Origin of the sequence: Mucilaginibacter sp. OK268 (assembly GCF_900103125.1) — a bacterium.
GTDB lineage: Bacteria > Bacteroidota > Bacteroidia > Sphingobacteriales > Sphingobacteriaceae > Mucilaginibacter.
Map to the genome: position 1 here is coordinate 16,260 of NZ_FNJV01000005.1, position 23,099 is coordinate 39,358.

Annotated in this window: 18 protein-coding genes and 1 pseudogene; 2 read left to right on the forward strand and 17 right to left on the reverse strand. The window is 39.5% G+C overall.

Translation table 11 applies throughout. The annotated features are described in order from the left end of the window. Positions 1–222 precede the first annotated feature (222 nt). Positions 223–1,608, forward strand: a complete 1,386-nt coding sequence (locus tag BLR84_RS16705) for a DNA/RNA non-specific endonuclease (protein WP_090470418.1) — start codon at positions 223–225, stop codon at positions 1,606–1,608. 227 nt (positions 1,609–1,835) lie between these two features. Here the strand turns inward: BLR84_RS16705 and BLR84_RS16710 are convergent, their stop codons facing one another. From BLR84_RS16710 to BLR84_RS16770, 13 genes are all read right to left on the reverse strand, one after another. Further along, a complete protein-coding gene (locus BLR84_RS16710; RefSeq protein WP_090470420.1) occupies positions 1,836–3,185 on the reverse strand; it encodes an alkaline phosphatase family protein in 1,350 nt (449 codons plus the stop codon). Then, a complete protein-coding gene (gene eboE / locus BLR84_RS16715) occupies positions 3,182–4,393 on the reverse strand; it encodes a metabolite traffic protein EboE (protein WP_090470422.1) in 1,212 nt (403 codons plus the stop codon). The genes BLR84_RS16710 and eboE overlap by 4 nt, the downstream gene beginning before the upstream one ends. Continuing rightward, a complete protein-coding gene (locus BLR84_RS16720) occupies positions 4,390–5,574 on the reverse strand; it encodes a 3-dehydroquinate synthase (RefSeq protein ID WP_369829184.1) in 1,185 nt (394 codons plus the stop codon). The genes eboE and BLR84_RS16720 overlap by 4 nt, the downstream gene beginning before the upstream one ends. Positions 5,575–5,617: 43 nt before the next feature. Next, positions 5,618–6,502 (reverse strand): UbiA-like protein EboC, encoded by an 885-nt coding sequence (gene eboC, locus BLR84_RS16725; protein ID WP_255366967.1) that lies wholly within the window; start codon positions 6,500–6,502, stop codon positions 5,618–5,620. A 7-nt stretch (positions 6,503–6,509) separates the two neighbouring features. Further along, positions 6,510–7,415: a TatD family hydrolase gene (locus tag BLR84_RS16730; protein WP_255366968.1), complete on the reverse strand. Its 906-nt coding sequence runs from the start codon at positions 7,413–7,415 to the stop codon at positions 6,510–6,512. 91 nt (positions 7,416–7,506) lie between these two features. Next, on the reverse strand, positions 7,507–8,337 hold the full coding sequence (locus BLR84_RS16735; RefSeq protein WP_176852088.1) for an EboA domain-containing protein: 831 nt from the start codon (positions 8,335–8,337) through the stop codon (positions 7,507–7,509). A 54-nt stretch (positions 8,338–8,391) separates the two neighbouring features. Then, the gene (locus BLR84_RS16740; RefSeq protein ID WP_090470428.1) at positions 8,392–8,757 is read right to left on the reverse strand and encodes a transmembrane 220 family protein; all 366 of its coding nucleotides are present in this window, start codon (positions 8,755–8,757) and stop codon (positions 8,392–8,394) included. Positions 8,758–9,068: 311 nt separating this feature from the next. Continuing rightward, a complete protein-coding gene (locus BLR84_RS16745) occupies positions 9,069–10,283 on the reverse strand; it encodes a DUF4998 domain-containing protein (protein WP_255366969.1) in 1,215 nt (404 codons plus the stop codon). A gap of 48 nt (positions 10,284–10,331) precedes the next feature. Continuing rightward, the gene (locus BLR84_RS16750; protein WP_090470430.1) at positions 10,332–11,567 is read right to left on the reverse strand and encodes a DUF4959 domain-containing protein; all 1,236 of its coding nucleotides are present in this window, start codon (positions 11,565–11,567) and stop codon (positions 10,332–10,334) included. A 39-nt stretch (positions 11,568–11,606) separates the two neighbouring features. Then, the gene (locus tag BLR84_RS16755) at positions 11,607–13,532 is read right to left on the reverse strand and encodes a RagB/SusD family nutrient uptake outer membrane protein (protein WP_090470432.1); all 1,926 of its coding nucleotides are present in this window, start codon (positions 13,530–13,532) and stop codon (positions 11,607–11,609) included. Positions 13,533–13,559: 27 nt separating this feature from the next. Continuing rightward, positions 13,560–17,033 carry a TonB-dependent receptor gene (locus tag BLR84_RS16760; protein WP_090470434.1) on the reverse strand — a complete coding sequence of 1,158 codons (3,474 nt, stop codon included), beginning with the start codon at positions 17,031–17,033 and terminating at the stop codon, positions 13,560–13,562. Between the two features lie 234 nt (positions 17,034–17,267). Further along, positions 17,268–18,410, reverse strand: coding sequence for a FecR family protein (locus BLR84_RS16765; protein ID WP_090470436.1), 1,143 nt, complete (start codon positions 18,408–18,410; stop codon positions 17,268–17,270). Between the two features lie 106 nt (positions 18,411–18,516). Further along, positions 18,517–19,104 carry an RNA polymerase sigma-70 factor gene (locus tag BLR84_RS16770; RefSeq protein ID WP_090470438.1) on the reverse strand — a complete coding sequence of 196 codons (588 nt, stop codon included), beginning with the start codon at positions 19,102–19,104 and terminating at the stop codon, positions 18,517–18,519. A 443-nt stretch (positions 19,105–19,547) separates the two neighbouring features. Between BLR84_RS16770 and BLR84_RS16775 the strand changes: the two genes are divergently transcribed. Then, positions 19,548–19,907, forward strand: a complete 360-nt coding sequence (locus BLR84_RS16775) for a TetR/AcrR family transcriptional regulator (RefSeq protein WP_090470440.1) — start codon at positions 19,548–19,550, stop codon at positions 19,905–19,907. Between the two features lie 130 nt (positions 19,908–20,037). Here BLR84_RS16775 and BLR84_RS16780 read toward each other — a convergent pair whose 3' ends face one another. From BLR84_RS16780 to BLR84_RS16795, 4 genes and pseudogenes are all read right to left on the reverse strand, one after another. Continuing rightward, positions 20,038–20,577, reverse strand: coding sequence for an SRPBCC family protein (locus BLR84_RS16780; protein WP_176852089.1), 540 nt, complete (start codon positions 20,575–20,577; stop codon positions 20,038–20,040). Between the two features lie 154 nt (positions 20,578–20,731). Then, complete coding sequence (locus BLR84_RS16785; protein ID WP_090470444.1) at positions 20,732–21,247, reverse strand: hypothetical protein; 516 nt, start codon at positions 21,245–21,247, stop codon at positions 20,732–20,734. After that, positions 21,247–21,768: a Panacea domain-containing protein gene (locus tag BLR84_RS16790; protein ID WP_090470446.1), complete on the reverse strand. Its 522-nt coding sequence runs from the start codon at positions 21,766–21,768 to the stop codon at positions 21,247–21,249. The genes BLR84_RS16785 and BLR84_RS16790 overlap by 1 nt, the downstream gene beginning before the upstream one ends. A 370-nt stretch (positions 21,769–22,138) precedes the next feature. Continuing rightward, positions 22,139–23,080: pseudogene (locus BLR84_RS16795) on the reverse strand (IS1595 family transposase); the annotation flags it as partial. Between the last annotated feature and the right edge of the window lie 19 nt (positions 23,081–23,099).

Sequence of the window (23,099 nt, forward strand, 5' to 3'; positions counted from 1 at the left end):
GTTGTGTTTTATTTCCGGAAAAAAGTGTAAACCATGTTTTTTGTATAAATATTATTTGCTAAACGTCAATTCATATTGACATGGCACGATGAGCGCTTATCGAATTGAAGGTGATTTATTGGAATGGTCTCCAATTTTCTTAATAATTAAAAAACAATCATTTAATCAAGGGCTAATATTGCCTGACTTAATTTTATTGCATTATAAACTAAAATAAATATTATGCAATTAAAACGGTCCTCATTTGTTCTCCTTATCTCATCACTGCTATTGATATCCTGCCAGAAATCATTAGTAAGCCCAATTCCAACAGATCCTGCAACGATCAGTACCAAAGCAAAAACTCAGACTGTGGTACAAACTTTTGATGAAGATTTTGAGTCCGGATCAAAGACCGGGTATGCGGCGGCTGATGTTACGCTGAATAGTGGCTCCTGGAATCTTGATGATGCTTTGATCGGAACCAGTACCTCTGATCGGAAAAACGGCAGCCGCTCTGCTCGTATCCGTAATACCGGGACATTAAGTATGAACTTTGATGTCAGTACAGGTGCTTCGACCGTTACTATGAATTACGCGGTTTATGGTACCGACGGATCTTCGGCATTTCAGTTATGGGTTTCCTCAAACGGAGGAAGCAGTTATACACAAGTGGGATCTATTGAGATAACCGCATCAAGCACCACTTTAAACGCGGCTACTTTTAACGTTAACCAATCCGGTTCTTTACGTTTTCAACTGAGAAAGACTTCTGGTGGTACTAACCGGATTAATATTGATGATTTTACCATCAATAGCTTTGACTCGGGTTCTGGCGGTGGAACGGGAGGGGGATCAGGAAGTTCAACTGCTGATAATACCAACCTGTTGTTAGGTAATCCAAGCGCTGCCACGAGCAGTACTGCTAATGCGGATAATTACCTGATCGATCAAACTTATTTCATCGAGAGCTATAATCGTGATAAAGGCGTACCCAACTGGGTAAGCTGGTATGTAGGTAGTACGTCATTAGGTTCTATTAATCGTTCTAATGATTTCCGGGCAGATACCAATTTACCTGCCGGCTGGTATGAAGTTTCCAATACCAGTTATTCAGGCTCGGGCTTTGACCGGGGACATAACTGCCCAAGCGCCGACCGGACTTCTACCACAGCGGCTAACCAAGCTACTTTTTTAATGGATAATATGATCCCGCAAGCCCCGAATAATAATGAGCATACCTGGGCCAATCTGGAAGCTTATGGGCGAACTTTAGTAACCGCGGGTAATGAAATCTATGTAGTTATGGGGAGTTATGGCTCAGGCGGCACGGGTTCTGCAGGCTCGGCTACCACCGTAGATGGAGGACATGTGGTTGTACCTTCCAACATCTGGAAGGTGATCGTGGTTATCCCCAATGGAAATAACGACCTGAGTCGTATTACCACTGACACACGGGTGATAGCTGTAAATACACCTAATATCAACACCCTCAGCACAGACTGGACTCAATATATTACTACGGTAAAAGATATTGAAAATGCTACGGGATATACCTTATTCTCCAATTTACCAGCCAGTGTACGCACCGCGCTGGAAACAAAGCGAGATGCCGGTACGGCTAACTAATCATCTAATTTAACCTGAGTTAGGTATAAGAACCCCCGTGTCATTTCGACAAACAGCGACGGACAAAATGGTGGGGTGCGGAGAAATCTTTTACGCAATGCTGTTCAAATTAGCATATCGTAAAAGATTTCTCCTCGTACCTCGTTCGAAATGACATTTTTTATTGGTATTGAGCCCTCATTCCCTATATCGAACTCACGTTAATTTAAGCAAGTGCAATATCCTGATTAATGCAGATGCTGCCATATGATATCAAAAACATCAGTCGCGTTGATGTTTTTGATATCATTACTTTCATTGGTAATGATAATAGGTTTATAAGCTTCAGAAATACCAATTCGGCCATGTGATCCTTTTATTAAAGTAGCATCAAGTGGTATAACGTCCATCACATACCTTAAGCCTGCTTTTTTTCTTAAAAGTTTGTATCCCGCCCTTAATTTTGATGTCATAAACATTTCCACCGGATCATAGCCCGGTTTTTTATGAATGTCAACTGACCGTGCATAGTCAGGTGCTTTGGCATCATCAAGCCAGAAATAGTAGGTGAACCAGCTTTTCTCAGCCGCCATCAGTACCAGATCGCCCGAGCGTTCATGGTTGATATGATGTTTAAACTGTTCTGCTTTGTCAAGTACCAATTCTACACCAGGTATACCCTGCAGTAAGGTTTTTACCTGTTCGGTTATCGTTTTATCATTGATATAGATATGGGCTATCTGGTGATCGGCCACTGCAAATGCTTTAGATGCACCAGCATCCAACAGCTCCAATCCACGCTCTGTTCTGATTTGTAAAAGGCCATGTTCCCTTAATATGCGATTAAGGTGAATGGGGTTATCTACCGGAGCAATACCATATTCAGAAAGTAATATAATACGGGCCCCTTTGCTTTGATAAAAGGTTATCAGCTGTTCAACCACCTCGTCAATCTCTTGCAGTTCTTTACCAATTTTAGCCAGATCGGGCCCGAATTTCTGAAGGCAATAATCAAGGTGGGGGAGATAGATCAGGGTAAGCGTAGGATTATGCAATTCTTCATTCTCCATGGCGGCATCAGCAATCCATTTTGTTGATTTAATGTTGGCACCAGGTCCCCAAAACTGAAATAGGGGGAATTGGCCCAGTTTGTTTTGTAAATGATCACGTAATTCAGCCGGATGGGAGTAGCAATCGGGTAATTTACGTCCGTCGGCCAGGTAATTTGGGCGGGGTGTTACCGAATAATCTGCTGATGAATACATATTGTACCACCAAAACATATTGGCACAGGTAAAAGATGGGTCTTCTTTTTTGGCTTTATCCCATATATTTTCACCCTGAACGAGTTTGTTTGATTGTTTCCAGAATTTTACCTCGCTATCGGCATGATCATACCAGCCATTACCAACAATACCTGTGTCCGATGGGAATTTGCCTGTTAAATAGGTTGATTGTACCGCGGTTGTAACAGCAGGCAACAAAGGCTCAATGGTGCTTATATGTTTTTGGGCGATATATTGTTGAAGAAAGGGCGTATGTTGTCCTATTACCGAAGATGATAATCCTACAATATCAATTACTACTGTTTTATTCATGATAATAATTTTGTTTTAACCCAGGCCAATTCCCTGATAATTGATTCATTCAAGGGGATTTTTAACGACGAAGGCAAAACCTCCCAGGTATAGGTCTCTACTTCCAAGTGATGCGTGAATGGATTGTTTTTTTGGAGTGAAAGTACTTCTGTAATATCTGTTTGGGTAGATTTAACTACGCCCATGTCTTCCTCAAAGATCGGGACATGAAAGTGTGCCCGCCACTCCGTAACGTCCGGATTTTGTCCGTCTGCCAATGCTTCTGAAAGATCAGGATAACGTATCAGCGAACCATCATTACGTTTGGCAATAACCTGATGAAGGTAGGTAGGTTCATCAAATTTTGAAAGTTCGTCAAGTACTTTTGATCTTTCGGCCGGTGATACCGGAAGCTGGGCTTTTAACGCGGCACTAATTTGAATTTTACCAATTTGAATGCCTTTTGCCCTGAGCTGTTCAATGCTGGCTGTATGTGGTTCATAACCAATAGCAAAGTGACAGACATCATAACATAAACAAACGTGCTTTTTCAACAGTGCCTCTGCTTCATCCTGGTTTATACCTAATTTTTCAGAACAATAGGCTTTACCTATTACGAGCAGATCGTTTTCAAACCAGTTGATAAATTCCGGTCCCGATTCCAGAAAACCATCCGGTTCAGGTTCAATATCGAGGTGTAATAAAGTGCCGGTGGACTCCTGTATGTGATGTAATGCTTCGACCACAGCCAGGATATTTTGTGTAGCGACGTTTTTAGCATGCTCGCTTTCTTCAGCCGTTGTAAACCAAGGCTTATAACTTAAGGGAGATGTTGAAATCCCCCCATCCATTCCCTCGGGTAGTAGTACTGCCAGTATATTGAATAATCGGATAGTATAAGCTACGCGTTCATGGGTAGTCCAGTCGGGGGCGTGTACCTGGTCTTTAACCCTGGTATGATGAAAGCCACCATAAGGAAAGCCATTCATTGTAAAAACATACCCACCAACAGCTTTTAACCATTGTTTAAATTCCTCCAGATGATTATCCTTCAATATCTCTATACTGGCCTGGTTTGAAAGGCGGAGGCCTATTCCCATAGGTTCATGAGGCGATAGGTCTTTTTTAATTACCGGGAAGCTTTCTTTTAAAACGGCAAAATGAGCAGCCCAGCTTTCACCGGCATAAATATTTGTACAGAAGGTTAAATGTCCTGAATCTAATTTCATAAGATCGAAGATGAAAGGTTGTGCGTTGCCTGCTGGTTGAGCTCATGTAAAATTTCACCTGCTTTTTTAACGATCCCAGCATCAATTTCATGAACTTCTTCGCCTTTGCCTATTGCGGTTAACATCGTAATGGTTAGTTGCCCGCCCAGGTGTTCGCGGAACTCTTGTAAACCCAATAATATAGGGCTATCATCCTGTTCAACCTGAAGTAAGGGATGCGTAAGTTCAAATCCCAATTTTTGGATCAGGTTCAATACCCTTTGTGACTCATCGGTTGATAAACGGCCTGATAAATTGGAGTATACGGTATCTAAAGCGATCCCCATAGCTACCGCCTCACCATGCCTGACCTCAAAATTGGTGAGATATTCCAATTTGTGCGCGCTCCAGTGCCCAAAATCAAGAGGACGCGACGAGCCACTTTCAAAAGGATCAGTACCGCGGATATGTTCCAGGTGTAATTGAGCGCATTTCCATATCTGATAGTTCATAGCAACCTTGTCGCGCTGTGCTAATAAGGTGGCGTTTTCTTCCAGCCAGATAAAAAAGTCTTTATCCTTAATCAGGGCAACTTTTATAGCTTCTGCTATGCCTGATCGCCAGTCGCGGTCTGATAAGGTGCTCAAAAACAATTCATCATTAAAAACCGCCACAGGAGGGGAGAATGTGCCCAGGAAGTTTTTTTTACTAAAGTAATTGATACCGTTTTTAACGCCTATGCCAGAATCATTTTGTGATAGAACAGTAGTTGGTATGCGAATGTGTTTAACGCCTCGGTGACTAATGGTAGCTGCATAGCCAACCATGTCCAATACGGCTCCTCCACCTATGACCGCCACAAAAGAATGCCGGTCTATCCCGTGAATGTTGATGGCCTCTAAAACCTGGTCCAGATACCGGGTATCATTTTTTACCGTTTCACCACCTGGAATAATCAATATATCCTGTACCAACTGCGTTTGGTTATGTCGGATAAAATAATCTTTTATTTGACTGACCAGAGCAGAATGAGTATTTGCTACGCCATTGTCAATCACAAAAAGAATTTTTTTTACCGAAACGGAAGGGTTGCTGCCGGTTAAAAAATCATTGATGAGTTTATTGGTAGTGTCAAAAAGTGCAGATGTGAAAAAAACATCATAACTAAATTTTACAGTAAATGATTGATGTAGCGTATCCATATGATATGGGTATTGAGACGATTTATTAATGAGCATAATGAGATCAGGTAACAGCAAAAAGTTTGGACAACCACATGGATATCGGTAATAAGGCAGCGATACATAAAGCCGGGTAAATGGAGCTGAAGGTGACTGCCCAGGCTGCGTCCATCAATATTAATGATATAACGCCCGCTTTAACCGCTGCGCCGATATTTTTACCAATGGGTTGTTGGATAGCCTTGGTCAATGGCTTAAATATCATCCACGCAAACGGCAATAGAAAAATAAGCGACCATAACCATTGCTGGTTGATAAAGGAAAAATACAGAATGGAACCTATAACTATCGCGTAAAGGCAGGCAGCTATATACAGGTTCTTTTGATTACCGCCATGTACCTCACCCCGACTTGTCATGGTGATAGAAAATATGTAAATAACCGGGATACAGGCAAGCCAGTAATGAGTGTAGAGCATGGCTGGAATTATACTAACGCCCAATAGCAGATTCAAACCCCGGCAAACACCCATGTTTAAAGGGCCAAAAAAGGAGTGATGCTTACCCGCTTTATTATACAATAAAGCAAAAAACGCGATTGCTAAAGCAAATAACCCCGATGTTAAGCTATGCAGAGCTGCCAGGATTATGCCTGTTAAAAGCAATATTGCACCCAGTAGCGTTGCTTCTGTTAAGGTGACCAAACCACTTGGGATGGCTCGTTCAGGGCGCTCTATACGATCTAAATTGGCATCAAAAACATCGTTAAAAACTATCCCGCCACCGTATAAACAAGCTGTGGAACAACATAGTAATATTATGGAAAGCCAGTGACCTGCAACGGTAGCTGTAAACACACCGGCAATGGCAATGCCAGCCAATACATCGGCCACCGAGGTAACGATATTGGCGGGCCGCATCATCCGTAAATAAATGAATATTTTTTTCACTATGACTTTAGCTGATAATAATGGAAGATTTATCTATACGCGGTTGCTGCCCTCCACGCAGAATCGTGTTCCCTTCAAATTTTTCGGTTTGATCGATGTTTTTCGGAGTCGCGAAATCGGCTTCGTCAATCTGGCCACTTTGTGCAAAGGCGGTTATGGCGTTGCGATAGGTTATTAGTTCGATATCCGCATCACTTAAGCCACGGATTTTCATCAATGCAGCAGTTTTAGGGACAGCCAGCGGGTCGCTGATCCCCCAATCAGCAGCTGAATTGATCATGATACGCTCAGGTCCATATTGTGCAGCAATGTCAACCATACGTTCATTACCCATCTTTGTGAATGGATAAATGGTAAAAGCAGCCCAAAAGCCACGGTCGAGTACTTCTTTAACAGTTTCCTCATTATTATGATCAACAATTACTTTATACGGGTCCAGGCCATGTTCCAAAGCAATATCCATGCTACGTTGGGTGCCTCTCTTTTTATCGCGGTGAGGAGTATGGATTTGTACGGGCAAACCGGCTTCTTTGGCCAGCTCTAATTGTAGTCGGTAGTATTTCTCTTCAGCAGCAGTCTGGTCATCAAAACCTATTTCGCCGATACCAACAACGCCATCCTTGTAAACAAACAAAGGTAAAAGCTCCATCACCTGCTCGGCTAAAGGTTCATTATTAGCTTCTCTTGAATTCAGCCCGATTGTACAGTAATGTTTTATTCCAAATTGGGATGAGCGAAATCTCTCCCATCCGATCAGGCTGCTATAATAATCTCTAAAACTGTCCAGGCCGGTACGCGGCTGACCCAGCCAAAATGCAGGTTCAATAAGGGCCGCAACACCCGCGTCGGCCATAGCCTGATAATCATCTGTGGTGCGGGAGGTCATGTGAACATGAGGGTCAAAAAACTTCATGCCCTTTACAGAACTTAAATCAAATGCCTCAAGAGCTTTTCTCTCCTCCTTATCTTTTTCTATCGAATGACTACAACACATAATTATATTTTTAATTTATAGATACCTTATCCCAATTTAATGCTTTATCGGTTACCACCGACTTTAATTCAGGAATATTACTTAACCATTGCTTTGCAGGCTCAAAGCTGGATTCTGAAATGGCCAGGGCTATTGCTTCTTTTTCGGCCATATCATCACGGGCAAGACCAATTTTGATGTCTTCAAAAATTTTCTCGTCAATAAACCCCGCTACTAATCGCCATAATGTTGGATTTACCTTACGACCGGCCGCCCATCGTTCACGGGCATAATCGCTAAGTATTGATGCCAGCTCTTTATTGGCCCGCTTATCCAAACCAAGTATTGACGGCACACTTTTTTCGGTAAAAAAAGCTTTTAATATCAATTGATTCCAGGCGGCTTGATCCAGATACACAAGTGGATACGGATTGTTATACATAATAGCCTCTAAAACGGAGCCGATATTACTACGGATACCTTCGGCGCATCGCTTTATCCATATCTCAGGGTAAGCGAGAAAGGGCAATGCGGAATATAATGCCACCGATTCATTCATTTCTGCTGATAAAAACAGATTTTCAATAGTTTGATAATATTTGTCCTGATCCGTAGTATCCCATTGCAAAAGCAACCATACCCGGCATAGCCTGTCAATAGTCCAGTTTTTAAACGAATCATTGATCGTTACAGCTGATTTTCCTGTTTTTCGGGGAATGATCATAAACGCTGTATTCAGGGCAGAATAATCATTTGGCAGCTTATTAAACTGTTGAAGCCATATCCAGGTATCAGGTGAAACATTAGCCTTGATAATACCTGCCATAGCGGCCTCTATTTTTGCTATATCATAAATAGGCATAAAAAATCAAATCATGAGGTGAGTAATGAAATATTACGAATATGCATGAAATACTCACGTAGCAAAATAATTGATCAGCAATGCGGCTGAAATAATTAATAATCCAAAAAATTCACGCGTTTGCTCAATGTAAGGTTTGGTAGCCTGCATACTTTCAACCAGGCTTGGCTTCTTATATTTCGTAATCCAGTCACGTACACCATCCTTAGCAAAAAACAGGATTATAGCATAAACTAGATAAAAAGCCACCAATAAAAGCCATATGGTATGGTAATATTTACCAAAGACAACCAAACCACAGCTAATAGAAGCACTCAGATAGATGGGCACCCAAAGCCAGGGATCAACATCATTTAAATTGAGGTAGGCAAATACCAAAAATGATAAACAAAAAATAATGTTTAGGATAATTAGGATCATAAAATTTCAATTAATATGGTATGCAATTACGATCTGAAAACCATATATCCAAAACGTTATGATATCTGGTTTGTTATCGATTGCAGTGGCTAATATGGGGGTAAAAATTCTGAAAAGAAAATTTCAAATTTTTTACTTGAAATCAAGACCTGTTTTCTTTGAACTTTGCCTCGCTTGCAACAACAGACCAATCTTAATTGGACTTATTGTATTGGTAAGTGTCATTCAAAAACCAAATACCACAGTTTTGTAAACAAAAAAGGTTCCCGGAAAATTATTCCCGGGAACCTTTTCTTCAGATCATGAAATACTTATTCTATATTCCAAAAGGTAAGTTCACTCATATTACTTGAGTTGGTACTACCGCTTGCAACTTTTTTAATCCTTATCCTAATATAACGCACCGGAGGAGGGTTGCTCTTAAAATCAAATTTCTTGGGTTGAACTCCGTCGTCGGTTCTAATGCAATCCTGAAGTTTGGTCCAGCCCTTTGCTACCATTTCTGCTTCCCATCCAGGGTCATTTCCTTTTAAGGTTGTGGCAGCATTCTTAATATCTGCAATTCCCCATACTTCGAAGTCGATCGGATTATGATTAGAGCCCCGGCCTGTTTCTTCAATTCTGCCTAAATTAGTATACACAGCACCCATATCAAATGTGATGTGGTGAGGTAAGGGGTGGTCTCCATCGCTGTGGAAAATATTTGGATACTCCTGCGGGCCAACGCTTCCGTCCCAAAGTTTGCTGACGCTTGTTTGTGCTTCGTAGGTTCCCGCATCATTAGGGAGCGGATTTTCCTTAAACAGTTTTTTATCACATTCAACATAAAGTAGTGTGATATCCGGAAAATCATCAAACTTGTCGACCACGAAGGTATCAATGGCGGCTCTTTCGGGAATATATGAAGATTGATACTGGATCTTGGTTCCCTGTTTATAATGGGGCAGCGTAACAGAATTACTATCCGGCGAAAGATTCATTAAAACTGTTGTACCAGATGTATTGGTATATCTGATTACTGTATTTATGTTAATAGTATCAGGGGTGTTAAATATTAGTTTTACAGATCCGTCGGCATTATTTTTAAACGGGCGTGTTCCGTTATAGGCCCTGTTGAGCAGGGTACCAGCATAAACAGGACCGTAAACTTTTATATTATTTACCTCAAAAGGAATTGATTTATTGCCTTTTGCATCAAAAGAATATATAGTAAAAGTGTAAACAAACTCCTTGAGCCCGGTTATAGTGGTCCTTACACTATCTGTTTTAGTTGAAATTTTGACTATTTGAGAATCGGCCTTGTTATTCCAGTATACTACATATTTAACGATACTTGGATCTGAGCTTGATTTCCATTTAAGGCCTATCCGCAAATTTCCGGGCTGAGTAACTACTGCGTTTACTGCACCTGTATAAACGACTTCGTGATCGCCCAGCAAATTTTTAAAGTCTGTTTGTGTTTTATTGCAACCGTACATTATGATTAATAACATACAGCCAAACAGCGTATATAGAAGATTTTTCATGTTCTTATTTTAATAAGTAATTAATTCATGCTTTTATAAACCTGAACACTATTCAGGTTTGCCATAAAATGAAACCTCAATTATATGTGCAAGCGTTCCACCTTCCCATGTTCTTCCTACATTGATCCGCAGATATTTTACTGAAGGCGCATCAAACGGTACATTAAAGCCCGCACCTTGGTTAAAGAAATCCCTATCACTTTGATTAACAGCTGTTGATGGCAAACCAGACGGTGGTGGCGGCCAATGGAAATTACCCATGTTTGTCCAATCGCCTACAACTGTACCTACAGCGGAGTTAACAGGTAAAAGAGCGTCGGCCGGCAGTGTTTTGTTAGTGCCCCAAATACTGAAATCGCGGGGGTTACCATGCCCATATTCAAAACCTCTGCGCCCCCACATCATAAAGCGACTTAGTTTATAGGTTTTGCCTACGCTAAAAGTACAGACAAAGGGGGGCTGGACATTTGAATCGGTGTGCCAGCCTGGGTCAGTCAGTTTATCATCCCATAACTTATTAACTGTCCATCCACTACTGCCATTTTCATAAAGCGGGGCATCACTTGGTAGGGTATAGGTGGCAAATTGGCTCTTATCTAATAATTCTTCGTATAATGGAGTAAGATTTGCTTTAAGGGTGTCTGAAATATTTCCCCATTCATCGGTAATATATACGCCAAAATCTCTTGCTGTTGATTTAAAGCCCCTAACCGAAAAATCAATGGTATCGCTTTTTGTAAAGTATTGCTCCTCTACTTCCATAGCCTTTGTTACATCGTTAAAGGCGGTTACTATTACTCCTATATCTTTTTTTAATGGATTTAATGCTTTTATATTAACCCCGCTAAAATCTGGTGATATAGCAGCGCTTGGCCTTACTAACCTGTAAACAGGTGTTTGGGGGTGTACAGTAACTGTAACCGGATCAGACATTATCTCGGCTTTGCTGACCGCATACAAGGTAACCTGATAGTCTTTTGATTCCGCAAAACCGTTCACTACTACGGTATCTTTATAGTATGATGATTTGGTTTCTCTGCCAACCTTATCTCTTATACTGTATTTGGCTAATACATAAAGCAGGTTTTCGGAATTGGGCAGATCATAAGTTATATAAGCGCCTCCGTTAAAATTATCCACTTTAATATTGGTAACTACGCCGGGTTTAGTTTTATCTGTAGATATCGGACTGGTACTAAAACCATCATTCCGCTTACAGGAAATTATGCCTATCATTAGCAAACCCATAAAAAGCTGCAATGAATATTTATATATACTTTTCATAATTTTTCAATTATCTGTTAAAATCCTTTTGTTGGCAGATTACCAGTTGGGGTTTTGTACGAGGTTATTATTAATTATAAGATTATCTGCCTTTATTGGCCACATATAATTCCGGGTATTGAAAACAGGAGTTATAATGGTGTGCGGACGGTAATAGTTCACAAATGATTCTTCAAAAACACTCCAACCCTGTAATGGCTTGGCCATAACATCTTGTAATTCCTTCCATCGGCGCAGATCCCATCCGGCTTGAGCTTCAAAGGCCAGCTCAATCCGTCTTTCCTGGTGTATGATCTGGCGCAAACCATCTTTCGTGGTAAACTTGCCCGGAGTTTTTGAATAATTTGTCCAGGCATCAACAACCCCTGGTAACCCGGCCCTTGTTCTAACTCTATCAATATAAGGTATCACCTCAGCCGAGGTTTTTCCTTGCTCATTCAGTATTTCGGCATATAGTAAATACATACCTGCAAGTCTTATTACCGGAAGGTGGAAATCTTCCCAGGTCATGGTTTTATCGTAAACTGTTAAATAATTAACCAATTTTTTTGGCCAGTAACCTGTTTCATTTAAACGGATATAGTCTTTTGGGCCCGCGTATGATGAAGGGCCTTTGCCTGCAACAAAATAGGCGTCTTCCCCATTACCCAACTTGCCATTGCCATACCATACGCTGCCATCAAAGGCCAGATCGGCATAAAACCTTGGCTCACGGTTGAAATGCGCTTTTACAGTTTCATAGCCGTTGTGGATATAAAACCTGTTGGCATTATCACTGGTTTGTTTGGTGTAGCGGTTGGCGTAATCCCAGGTTTTATCTTCATTAATGGGCACACCATTGTTGGTATAAAACAATTCCTGCTGGCTTATTGGAGCGGCAATAGTTCCCTGAGCAATTAAACTACTTGCGGCGTCTGCGGTTAACCTGGGCATAAAATATTCCTGGTTACCAAACCCAAAATGCCCGTTTAATGCCCATATCAGTTCAGGGTTTGTTTCCCATTTATCGGTAATGGTAGTTTGCAGGTTTAATACCTTCTTTAACGAATCGGTAAGGTTTGCAGGAATGTTTGCTGTAAGGTCGGTTGTTATATGTAACCTGGCCCCATTTGCTTCGGCGCTTTTAATGGCATCAAGACATGCGGCGGCTGCCCTGTCCCATTTTGTAGCATCATAGGTCGCACTAAAAAGCACCTGACCATCTTTATTCTTTAATGATGACAGATCAGGGTTGCCATTAAATAAAGGGCTTGCCGCAGTGGCCAGTACCTCTGCCTTTACACACAGGGCAATTGTTTTTGTTATGCGTCCCAGTTCCTGGGCCTGGTTTTGAATAACCGGAGGCAAACCGGGTACAGCCTGATCAAGCAGTCTGACTATATAGTTTACTACAGAATCTGCCGGTGCCCTTTTTACTTTTGTTTCGTCTGTTGTGGCATTAATAGGCAGGTTTACATCAATAATAGGTATAGGGCCATACATCCTGTACAGGTAGTAATTATAGTAAGCTTTCAAAAATTTTGTTTCAGCTATCCATCTTTCCTTTTCAGCTGCGCTCAGATCAATAGGTTTATCAATATTTTCGAGCATGGTATTGCACTTCCTGATAGCTTTAAATAATGCCTGGCCGCTACCTTCACCATCCCAATAATTAAGCGCCGGGGTTTGAGCGCTCTGCGTTCCGCGCACCAGGTTAAAACCCTGCGTGTTAACACTATTGTTATCGGTAAGGTCATTTGGAAAAAGGGTTTCTCCCGAGGTTACAAAACCTACATTTGTTTGTACGTTAGCAAAGTTTTGCAGTGCATTGTAACATCCAAAAAGATAATTTTCGGCCTCATTACGATTTCTGAAGGCATAATCAATAGTACCAACATTGTCAGGGACAACATCAAGGTACTTTTTACATGATACACCCGTAATTGCCAAGGCTACCATGAATAAATATTTGTAATATGATTTCATATTCTTAAACAAATTGTCAGTTAATAATTACAGGTTAACATTTATACCTACGTTAAATACCTTTTGTATAGGATAGTTAAACCCTCTGCCGCCCAATTCCGGATCCCACATTTTAAAGGGGCTCCAGGTAAGCAGATTTAAACCGTTAAAATATATGCGGGTCTTTCTTACTCCTAAGCTTTTAGCAATTTTATCCGGCAGGGTATATCCTAATTCGGCCGATTTAAGCCTCAGGAAACTACCGTCGCGCATCCACCAGGTACTGTTTTGCCTGTTGTTTTCTATTTGAGCGCCGTTAATACCTAATCTTGGATATAAGGCATATAAATTCTGGTTATCTTCTGACCAGTGGTTATCGGCATAGGCCTTCAGTAATTGTGTATTACCGTTATAGTAGTTATCAGGGCTTTGTATAAAAGGACTGGTACGAGCCGGATCAATAAAGAAAGAAACCTTTGCCTGTCCCTGGAAAAATGCCGAAAGATCAAAGCCATGCCAGCCTCCGCTTACACCAAAACCATATACTATTTGAGGGATGGTTGGATCGCCCAGGAATGTTTGATCGGCGCCATCTATTTTGCCGTCGCCATTAAGGTCACGGTATTTAATATCACCCCCTTGAGGCGGGAAGCCATTTGTACTAAAAATTTGTGTTGGTGAGTTTCTCGCTTCCTCATCATCAACAAATAAGCGCTCGGCTACATAACCAAAATTGCGATTGAGCGGCTGTCCGGTTAAAAGCCTGTATTTTTCATTGTAGTCCGGCTCTTCATACTGAACATATTTGTTTGCTGTATAGGTGAAATTTGCTCTTGCAGATAAAAAACCGCCCTTACCTATGCTTGTTTTACCATCAATCTGGATATCAATCCCTTTTGACTCTACTTTACCAATGTTTGCAGCTATGGCCGCTTCCAGGCCCATTGTTGAAGGTATATTATTCCGGTTTTGCAATACATCATATTTATTGTTTTTGTAAACCTCGGCAGTTACATTGAAGTTTTTAAGAACGGTGAATTCCAGACCCAGGTTAAGTTGTTTAGATTTTTCCCAGGTTACATCATCATTTTCATAGTTATTGATGCTAACACCACCGTGACTGTAATCGTTATTGGTGCCGAATGAAGCACCTCCGCCACCGTTAAGATTCACATCAGACAGGTAGAAGAACCTGCGGTTGCTGATCTGGTCATTACCTACTAAACCGTAACTGGCACGCAGCTTAAAGCGATCAAACACATTATACAGATCGCCCCAGAATTTCTCCTCAGACAGGACCCATGATGCACCGATAGTTGGGAAAAACCCCAACCTGTGGTTATCAGAAAAACGCTCAGAACCGTTATAACCAAAGTTAAACTCCAGAAAATATTTGCTTTTAAATGCGTAGGTGGCCCGACCGGCAAGCGTTTGGTTTCGATAAGGCAATGAATATTGTAGTGTATATTGCTGAATATCAGGGTCTTTGTTATTGGAATATACTTGCTGCTGCCGGGTGCCAATTAAAGCCCCACTTATGGAATGGTTAGTGCCAAAGGTTCTGCTGTACTCCAATACCCCCTGCAGATAAAGCTGGGTTTGCAGATTATCAGATCCTGTATCCCGGTTGTAGTTAAGGTATTCCTGGGCCTGTCCGGGCTGGGAATTTATCCATTGTAAGGTATACTGGTTTGATGCCTTATCATAATTACCGATAGTATAATAAAAGGGGTTATAGGCCATGCTTGATTCAAAGTAGGCATAACGGTTTGTACTAAAAATGGCATGGAAATTTAAACCCTGGGTTACAAACTCTAAATTTTGATTTAGCTCCAATTGGGCAAGCAACCTTGATTCGTTAGAGTTTTTATGCCCCCGTAACAGATCGGCATACGGATTACGCGTTTGTGTTGTGTTTGGACTTGTTCCGGGTACATTACCAAAAAGAATGTGTTTAACATTCAGATTGGCAGAATCAGGCTCAAAATAAGCCGGAAATAAAACCGGACTGGTATGTGTTGCCTCGTTGTAAAGATCGGTTGAAAAGCCTCCATCAGCACTTTGTGGCCCATTATATTGGTTAAATGTGCCCGACAGACGAACAACAAGCTCTGTTTTATCACTTACATTGATATTTATATTTGAACGCAACTGATAATTGGTGAACTTAACGTTATTGTTATTATTGTTCCTGATGTCGGTTCTTAATATACCGTTATCATTGCTGTATGAGCCGGCAACGTAATAGCGCGCTGCACCGCCACCGCCTTGTATGCTCATATCTGCACGCTGTGTATCGGTATGCTTTTTAAATAGCAAACCAAGCCAGTCGACAGCAGGGTATACATAGGAATTACTTCCCGGATCGCCCCTCATTGCAGCCTCTGTATTGGCTATTTTATTAGCTGAAAAAGGACGTTCGGCCAATGGGTTACGGGTAATGGTAGCCTCATTATAAAGTTTCATGTAAGTTATAGGATCAGCAAGCTCAATACTTTTTACAGATTGCGATCTGGCGTTTTCGACCCTCACATTGATCTGTGCTTTACCGGCCTTACCTTCTTTTGTTTTAACCAGGATAACACCGTTACCCCCACGGGCTCCGTATAAAGCGGTGGCGCTCGCGTCTTTTAATATCGAAAAGCTTTCTATATCATCCACATTTAAGCGGGCCAGATCATTTGCAGTTAACTCTACGTTATCTATCAGGATCAAGGGGCTTTGACGATAACCGAAAGTAGTTACCCCCCTGATAAAGAATTGCGCGTTATCCTGCCCCGGTTGCCCGCTTGGTGTGTAGGCTATAATACCTGCAACCTGGCCCGCCAACGCATTGGTAAGGTTACTTGCAGGTATTTTTAAATTGGCAGGTTTTACCGTAGTAACGGATCCCACTATGGCTTCGCGTGACTGTTTTCTGTTGTAGGCAGTTACAACCACTTCATCCGCAGTTTGCACATCTTCTTCCAACGTAATATTAAATGTCTTGGTTTGGGATGTTACTGTGAGCGTTTGCGATTTAAAACCGACAAAAGTTAATTTAATTACAGCATTATCTTTCACATCTAAAATAAACTTACCGTTAACATCTGTTACCGTACCCTGCTTAGAGTTACCAACAACAGAAACACTCACCCCTGGCAGGGGCACACCCTTGCTATCCTTAACTGACCCTGTTATAGTTACATCGGCTATAATTAGAGCCGGTGTAACAGTGGGTTTCGCCACAGTGACCTCTTTAATAATGATGGATTTGCCATCAATAATGTAAGAGAGTCGGAAAGTTTTCAAAGCAGTATTCAGGGCCTCTTCAAGAGTGGTGTTTTTAAAGTCGACACTCAACGTATAGTTCTTTTGAGGCCCTTTGGGCGACCAGAATACATTATATCCAGTTTGCCGGTTGATTTCACTGAAGAGCTGCTTTAATGTAACGTTGTTTTGTTTGTAAGTTATTTTTTGCGAAAAGACCGATGCGCTAACCTGCATAAATGCAAGCAGGAGTATAAGGCTCGTTATTTTCATTATAAGAAGGAATTTCTTGGTGTAGCACGAAGGCGTACAAATGTTTGTAGTAAAATTTTTGTACATTTGTTTAGGCTGGTTAATGTTAAAATTGTTATCTCCAATAGCGTTTTAATTTAAGAAGCTTTAAGGTCAGAGACATCGCGAGTGTCTCTGATCCTGCTTTTAAACTATTTTCTTTTTGTCAGCTGGAATCTTTCATTTTCTTCTCAGTTTAAATTAAAATAGGTTATGTTATAATTGGGTTTGTTTGTTTTTGGTAACTCTGACAGTAGAACCTTCAATGATAAATCGGGCATCAGTGGTTTTTTCTATCGTTTTCAATAAGGTTGATATATTGGAAAAACGGGTAGTAACAACAACTAATAATTCTTTTTTAACGCTTTCGTCCTCATACACAACTTTTACGTCATACCATCTTGCTATTTGCCGCATAGCAATTTCCAGATCATCATAATCAAATCTGAAGAAGCCATTTTTCCAATCTATGGCGTCACGAGGGTCAACTTCTGATACTTTAAGTGTGGTTGTAAGGTCGGCTTCCTGCCCCGGCTTTAGTGTCGTATTTTTATTCCCCGCTATAATTTTAACGGCCCCTTCTAAAAGTGTGGTTTTGGTGTTAAGCTCATCCGGATAAGCATTCAAGTTAAAATGAGTGCCCAAAACTTCGACCAACTGTTTGTTGGTCACCACTTTGAAAGGCATATTTTTATTGTGCGCTACTTCAAAATAGGCTTCACCGCTTAGTTCAACCTTTCGTTCATTTAATGAAGCAAAACTTACAGGGTATTTCAAAGATGAGGCCGCATTAAGCCATACCCGGGTTCCGTCGGGCAAAAGCAGCTGATATTGGCCCCCTTTGGGTGTTTCTATCGTATTGTATTGCAGAGGGCCGTCGGTAGGAGTGTCAGGGTTGGCGCTATACATTAATTGACCATCAGTCGTTTTGATTATCTGGCTTCCTTTTTGCTGTGCTATTTTACCGTTCTTCGCATCGGCTAAGAATATTTTTGTTCCGTTGGCCAACACTAAGAAAGCTTTGTTACTGCCGGGTTTAATTTGCTGATTAAGTGTGATGGTTGAATTTGTGATTTGCCTGTGTTTGCCGACAAAAAAAAAGGCACCAACAGATAATATCATTAATATGGATGCGGCAACTGCCCATTTTTTATAGTGGAAAGATCTTGATTTTGGAAAGTCGATCTCACCCAGGAGTCGTGTTAGCATTTCTTCATGAACACTATCTTCATCCTCCGGAAATTCAGATGCTTCGTTTGAAACTTTATTGTACCAATTAGTCAAAGCTTGCTTCTCTGAAGCAGTGGCCCGGCCTTCCTGGTGCTTTTGTATTAAGTTATAAATGGTTTGGCGGTTCAATTGGTATTGCGCTTTATAATGGTATGTTACGTGAAAAACGTTTTACCCTATATCCTTTTTAAAATAAATTTTAATTTTTATTCAAAAGCTGCTCAATTGATTGATTTTAAAAGATAGATCGATATAATTGGAAAGATATCAGTATTAATCCACCATATTTCTTAAGACCACCCCGAATGATTTTAAGGGCACGTGTAAGATTGGCTTCAACACCTTTTTCGGTAATTTGCATCTCCGTTGCGATCTCGGAGTTTTTCATGCCATTTTCACGGCTGTACCGGAAAACTAAACGACATTTTTCCGGAAGTTCTTCCACTATGCTGTCGATATATTGTTGCAGAAAACGGGCATCCAGCTTATCTTCAGTATCAGCTACGGTTTCAAAATCAAAATGCTGTTGTGCTAGTTCACCGCGACGTTGTTCCTTCTGATAATAATGATAGATACTTAATTTGATGGAGCCTGCAAGAAAAGCCGGTAGATTTCGAATATCAGCCTGGTTACACTTTTCCCACAGTGAAATAAATACATCATGAACAATATCTTTGGCAACAGCACTATCTTTACTGTGATTCCACGCAATGGCCAGCATTTGTCTCCAGTACCTGTTATAAATTTCAGTAAACGCAGCCTGCTCACCTTTTTTTAAATGAAAGGTAAGTAACTCATCAGTATAATGGCTATAATCTGACATATAGAGAGGGGCCCTAAGCTTGAAAATATCAACAGTAAAACTAATAGTAGCGGGATGGCGTTACACGCAGATCATTCCAAAAAGCCACACCCAAAATTTGAAGTAAAGTTTTTCCCATATTTTAATTTTAAATAAACGTATAATATATAAACATGCGCAGCCTCAATTCTAATTATATTCTGAATGGTTTTTGTTCAGGTAATATATTAAAATTAAAAATCAATAGAAAAGCTATTGATAATGAGTGAACTGTTTTTGTTTGCAACAGTTAAAATTGGTTATAATTGAACAAGTCAGGTCAGCTAAGGTAATAAAAATCAGGAAATCTTAGCCGATTTTTAAAAGGTTAGCAATCTGCCGGAATTAAACGCCTTTAATACATCAATTGAGTGTTATTTGCATACTGAACATTGTTCATTGCGTTTGCAACGCATTTATTAAGCATGGGAGTTACAGAAAGAAAAGAACGCGAAAAAACGGAGATGAGGGAGCTGATTACGGCTGCTGCCATGAAAATGTTCCTGGAGGATGGTTACGCTAAAACCTCTATTCGGGGTATAGCAGATGCGATAGAATACAGTCCTGGTACAATTTATTTGTATTTTAAGGATAAGGATGAACTATTGTATGAAATACAAGCCGATGCCTATGGTCGCTTACTCGAGGTATTTCAAAAAGAAGCAACCAGTCTTTGCCACTTCATCCATTGTTACACCGATGATGCCACGGTTGATAAAAAGCTTAAGTGTATGATTAATCAGACGTTCTTTTTTGTCTTCCATTTGAGTTGCTTTAGTTGTTGACCGCTAACGCTTATATGATGCCATACTTCATCGGCAATGAGGATTGATTATCGGTTTGTAATAACATATTATACACAGTTGACCTTAGCTTTATCTGGCCCATGACCCAAGGAGCGATAGTTCCTTTGTTTTAATTGTTTGATTGTTTTTCTGACAGTTCTTTCAGCCTTATTAACCAATTCTTAAGATCTTTACGAACCATATTAGGTGCAAAGATTTTCTCCAGTTTTGTTTTAGGTCCATTTTGGGATTCGTCTGAAACAACTTTGCAGCCTTCTTTGGTTGGGATAATCATCCATGCATTATAAATGGTAATTTTTTTATTATCGGTTTCCCCCAGCCAGGCTACGTTATAAGGAGGTTTGAATTCCTTTATAGTTGACGTGAATTTACCTGCCGGAGACCAGATAAAAACACTGGATGAATTAAGCTTACCATCAGGTGAATTTACCAGCTTAATACCTTCAGCTTTTTTGTTCAATTCCGGCCATTTGGCAGCATTGATAAAAATATCCCAAACCACTTGAGGCGAAGCTTTAATGTCTATTTCGTTGTGTATGAAAAAATCAGATTCAGATGGTTTATAGCCTTCTGGCCAGTTGATTTTATCGGAATAAGGTAAACTTGACTGAACTGCTTTTTTGTGTGAATAACAAGAGGAAAGTAGCAATGACAGACTTGTTAAGCTAACGAATATAAATAATTGGTAACAATATCGCAGTTGGGACAAACCCAATTTAATATTGTTTAAATCAAATATATACTACAATTTAAAAATTACAAGTGTATATCAATAAAAAATGCATATAGAGGATACTAATATATCATTCAGGTTTTCCCGGATTGATTTCATGAAAAGGGTCATAAAATAATATATGCATTACAGCATTTTTTCCTATGATAAAATATATTCTTGGAGATTTCGTACCTGATGAACGAGAAGCATTTTCTTCAGTATATAATGCAAATTGTCCAATTAGCGGTTGGGTTTCAGGTGTAAAACTTGTACCTGATATTTTTTCAACTAATGATATCAGTTTAGAATTTGGTTTTGAATATATGTGAAAATGATATTCGTGATGTAATTCTGTTGTTAGTTTTTTTGTGGTTAATTTCGAAAATTCTTTTAAGGTGAAAAAGTAGTGATAAGCATCGTCACCATCTAAGCAGGATTGGTCGAAACAATAATCAGTGATATCTATATCAATGTAATCATATGCTATAAGAACAGTTTCCTTTTCATTATCCAATATTTCTTTACCATCTGTAGTAATTCCAAATTTATATTTCTTGTCTTCTTCAAAGTAGTCCTCTGAATTTGTAAAAACATCAAATTTCATTATTGTGCAGTCCTTTTAGTATAAAAACCAGTGTAATATTGGTACATACTTTTTAATGAAATTTTCTGATTGGAATATTCAAAATCACCTAAACCTTGTCTCGCAATATTCCAAGGTGCTTCCTTATGCGTAAGAAATATCAGTTTTTCATGGCTCATTAAACCATAGTGATTTAAAATTGATGTTAAAAATTCATTTTGTTCTTTGGTAAGGTTTAGCTTTTCATTAGAATCTTGAATAAACTTATCCATATCGCCTTTAAGTTTTGGGTCAAGTTTCAAATTTATATGGGCTTGATTTTTATTCAAGTAGTCATATATTGTTCTATAAACAGGTCCATTAACCCAAGCTTCAGGTTCTTCATCAAAAATAGAAACACCGTTAAAGTAAACTAAATGCCATGCTTGTATATAGTAAAGTAGTTTTTGAAGCTTAAAGTGATTAATACTGATTTCATTTTTTTCACAGTACAACAATAAAAATACTCCTAAATCAATTACATTAACTTTTTTTAGTGCCATTCGTTTTGTTTTATTATAAATATAAATGATAACTTACTTAAATCAAGTAGTTTATTATAAATACTTTGAATTACCTTTTTTTGAGTTTTTTAATGTCTTTTCTACTTTCTGTATATCAGATGTATTATCACCATCAGGCATAGATACACTTAATTTAATCAATTCCTCAAAACTCAGATTTACCGCTAATGTTTCCCCGAAATTCGGCTTCACCTCTAAATCTTTCGTGATTGATTTCTTCTTTGATATTTTCTTGCCTTCTAAAGTTACTTCCGGCAAGTGTACTATCTTCTTTTCTTCCTTTTTTGCCATCTCCAATCAATTGCTTGTAAGTTATTCTTGCATTCTCCGCTCTACCTACCGCTTGCTCAAATCTAAAACAATCCGTTGAATTTACCGTGTTATACCTGAAACTCATCTCATCACAATATCTCTGTAAATGCTTTGGACTCATGTAATGATATATTCCTATATAACTTCTCTTTAACGAAGTCCAAAACCCTTCTATCGTGTTTGTATGGTGCTCACCTACTGTTTTATATTTATCCTCTCCTTCGGTATGCTTTACCCTAATATGGTTATAGGTCAACTCTAAGCCTATATAAGACTTATATGCATCTGATACTATCGTGGAATCAAATTCAACATTAGATGTTAAAATTGTTTGCAATGTAACAGCATCTGTATCATCAATGACTTGACATATAACTCTTGATGGTTCTGTTATAATTTTTTCTTTAACTGTTTTACCTGCAATGACCTTATGTGGTCTTTCTATAATTTCGAATGTTTTCTTTTGAACAATACCCAATACTGGCTTTTTATCCTTATTACTTCTACCTTGACTACCCTCAATTTTTTTATCCTTGTGCCTGTTTTTATTTTTACCGCCAACAAAAGTTTCATCGACTTCAATATCACCACTTAAAGCTTTAGGAGCTTTTTCTTTTAACATTTCTCTGATACGATGAAGAACAAACCATGCTGTACGTTGAGTGATATTTAAATCTCTTGCAAGTTGATGGGAGGATATTCCTTTTTTATGAGCAGTAAGGAGATACATGGCAGCAAACCATGTTCTTAATGATATTTTGGTATTCTCGTAGATAGTACCAGTAGTAACTGAGAATTTTTTATAACATGCCTTATCAGCACATTTATAACCCCTATTGGTTACATATACTTTATTGTGTTTACAATGAGGACAGGTAACGGTATTACCCCAACGCTGTTGAGCTAAATACTCTTTACAGATTGATTCATCTTTAAAAAAATCAATTAACTGAAGTAAAGAGTTGAAGCGTTTTTCCATAAACAAAGTTACGAAAAAT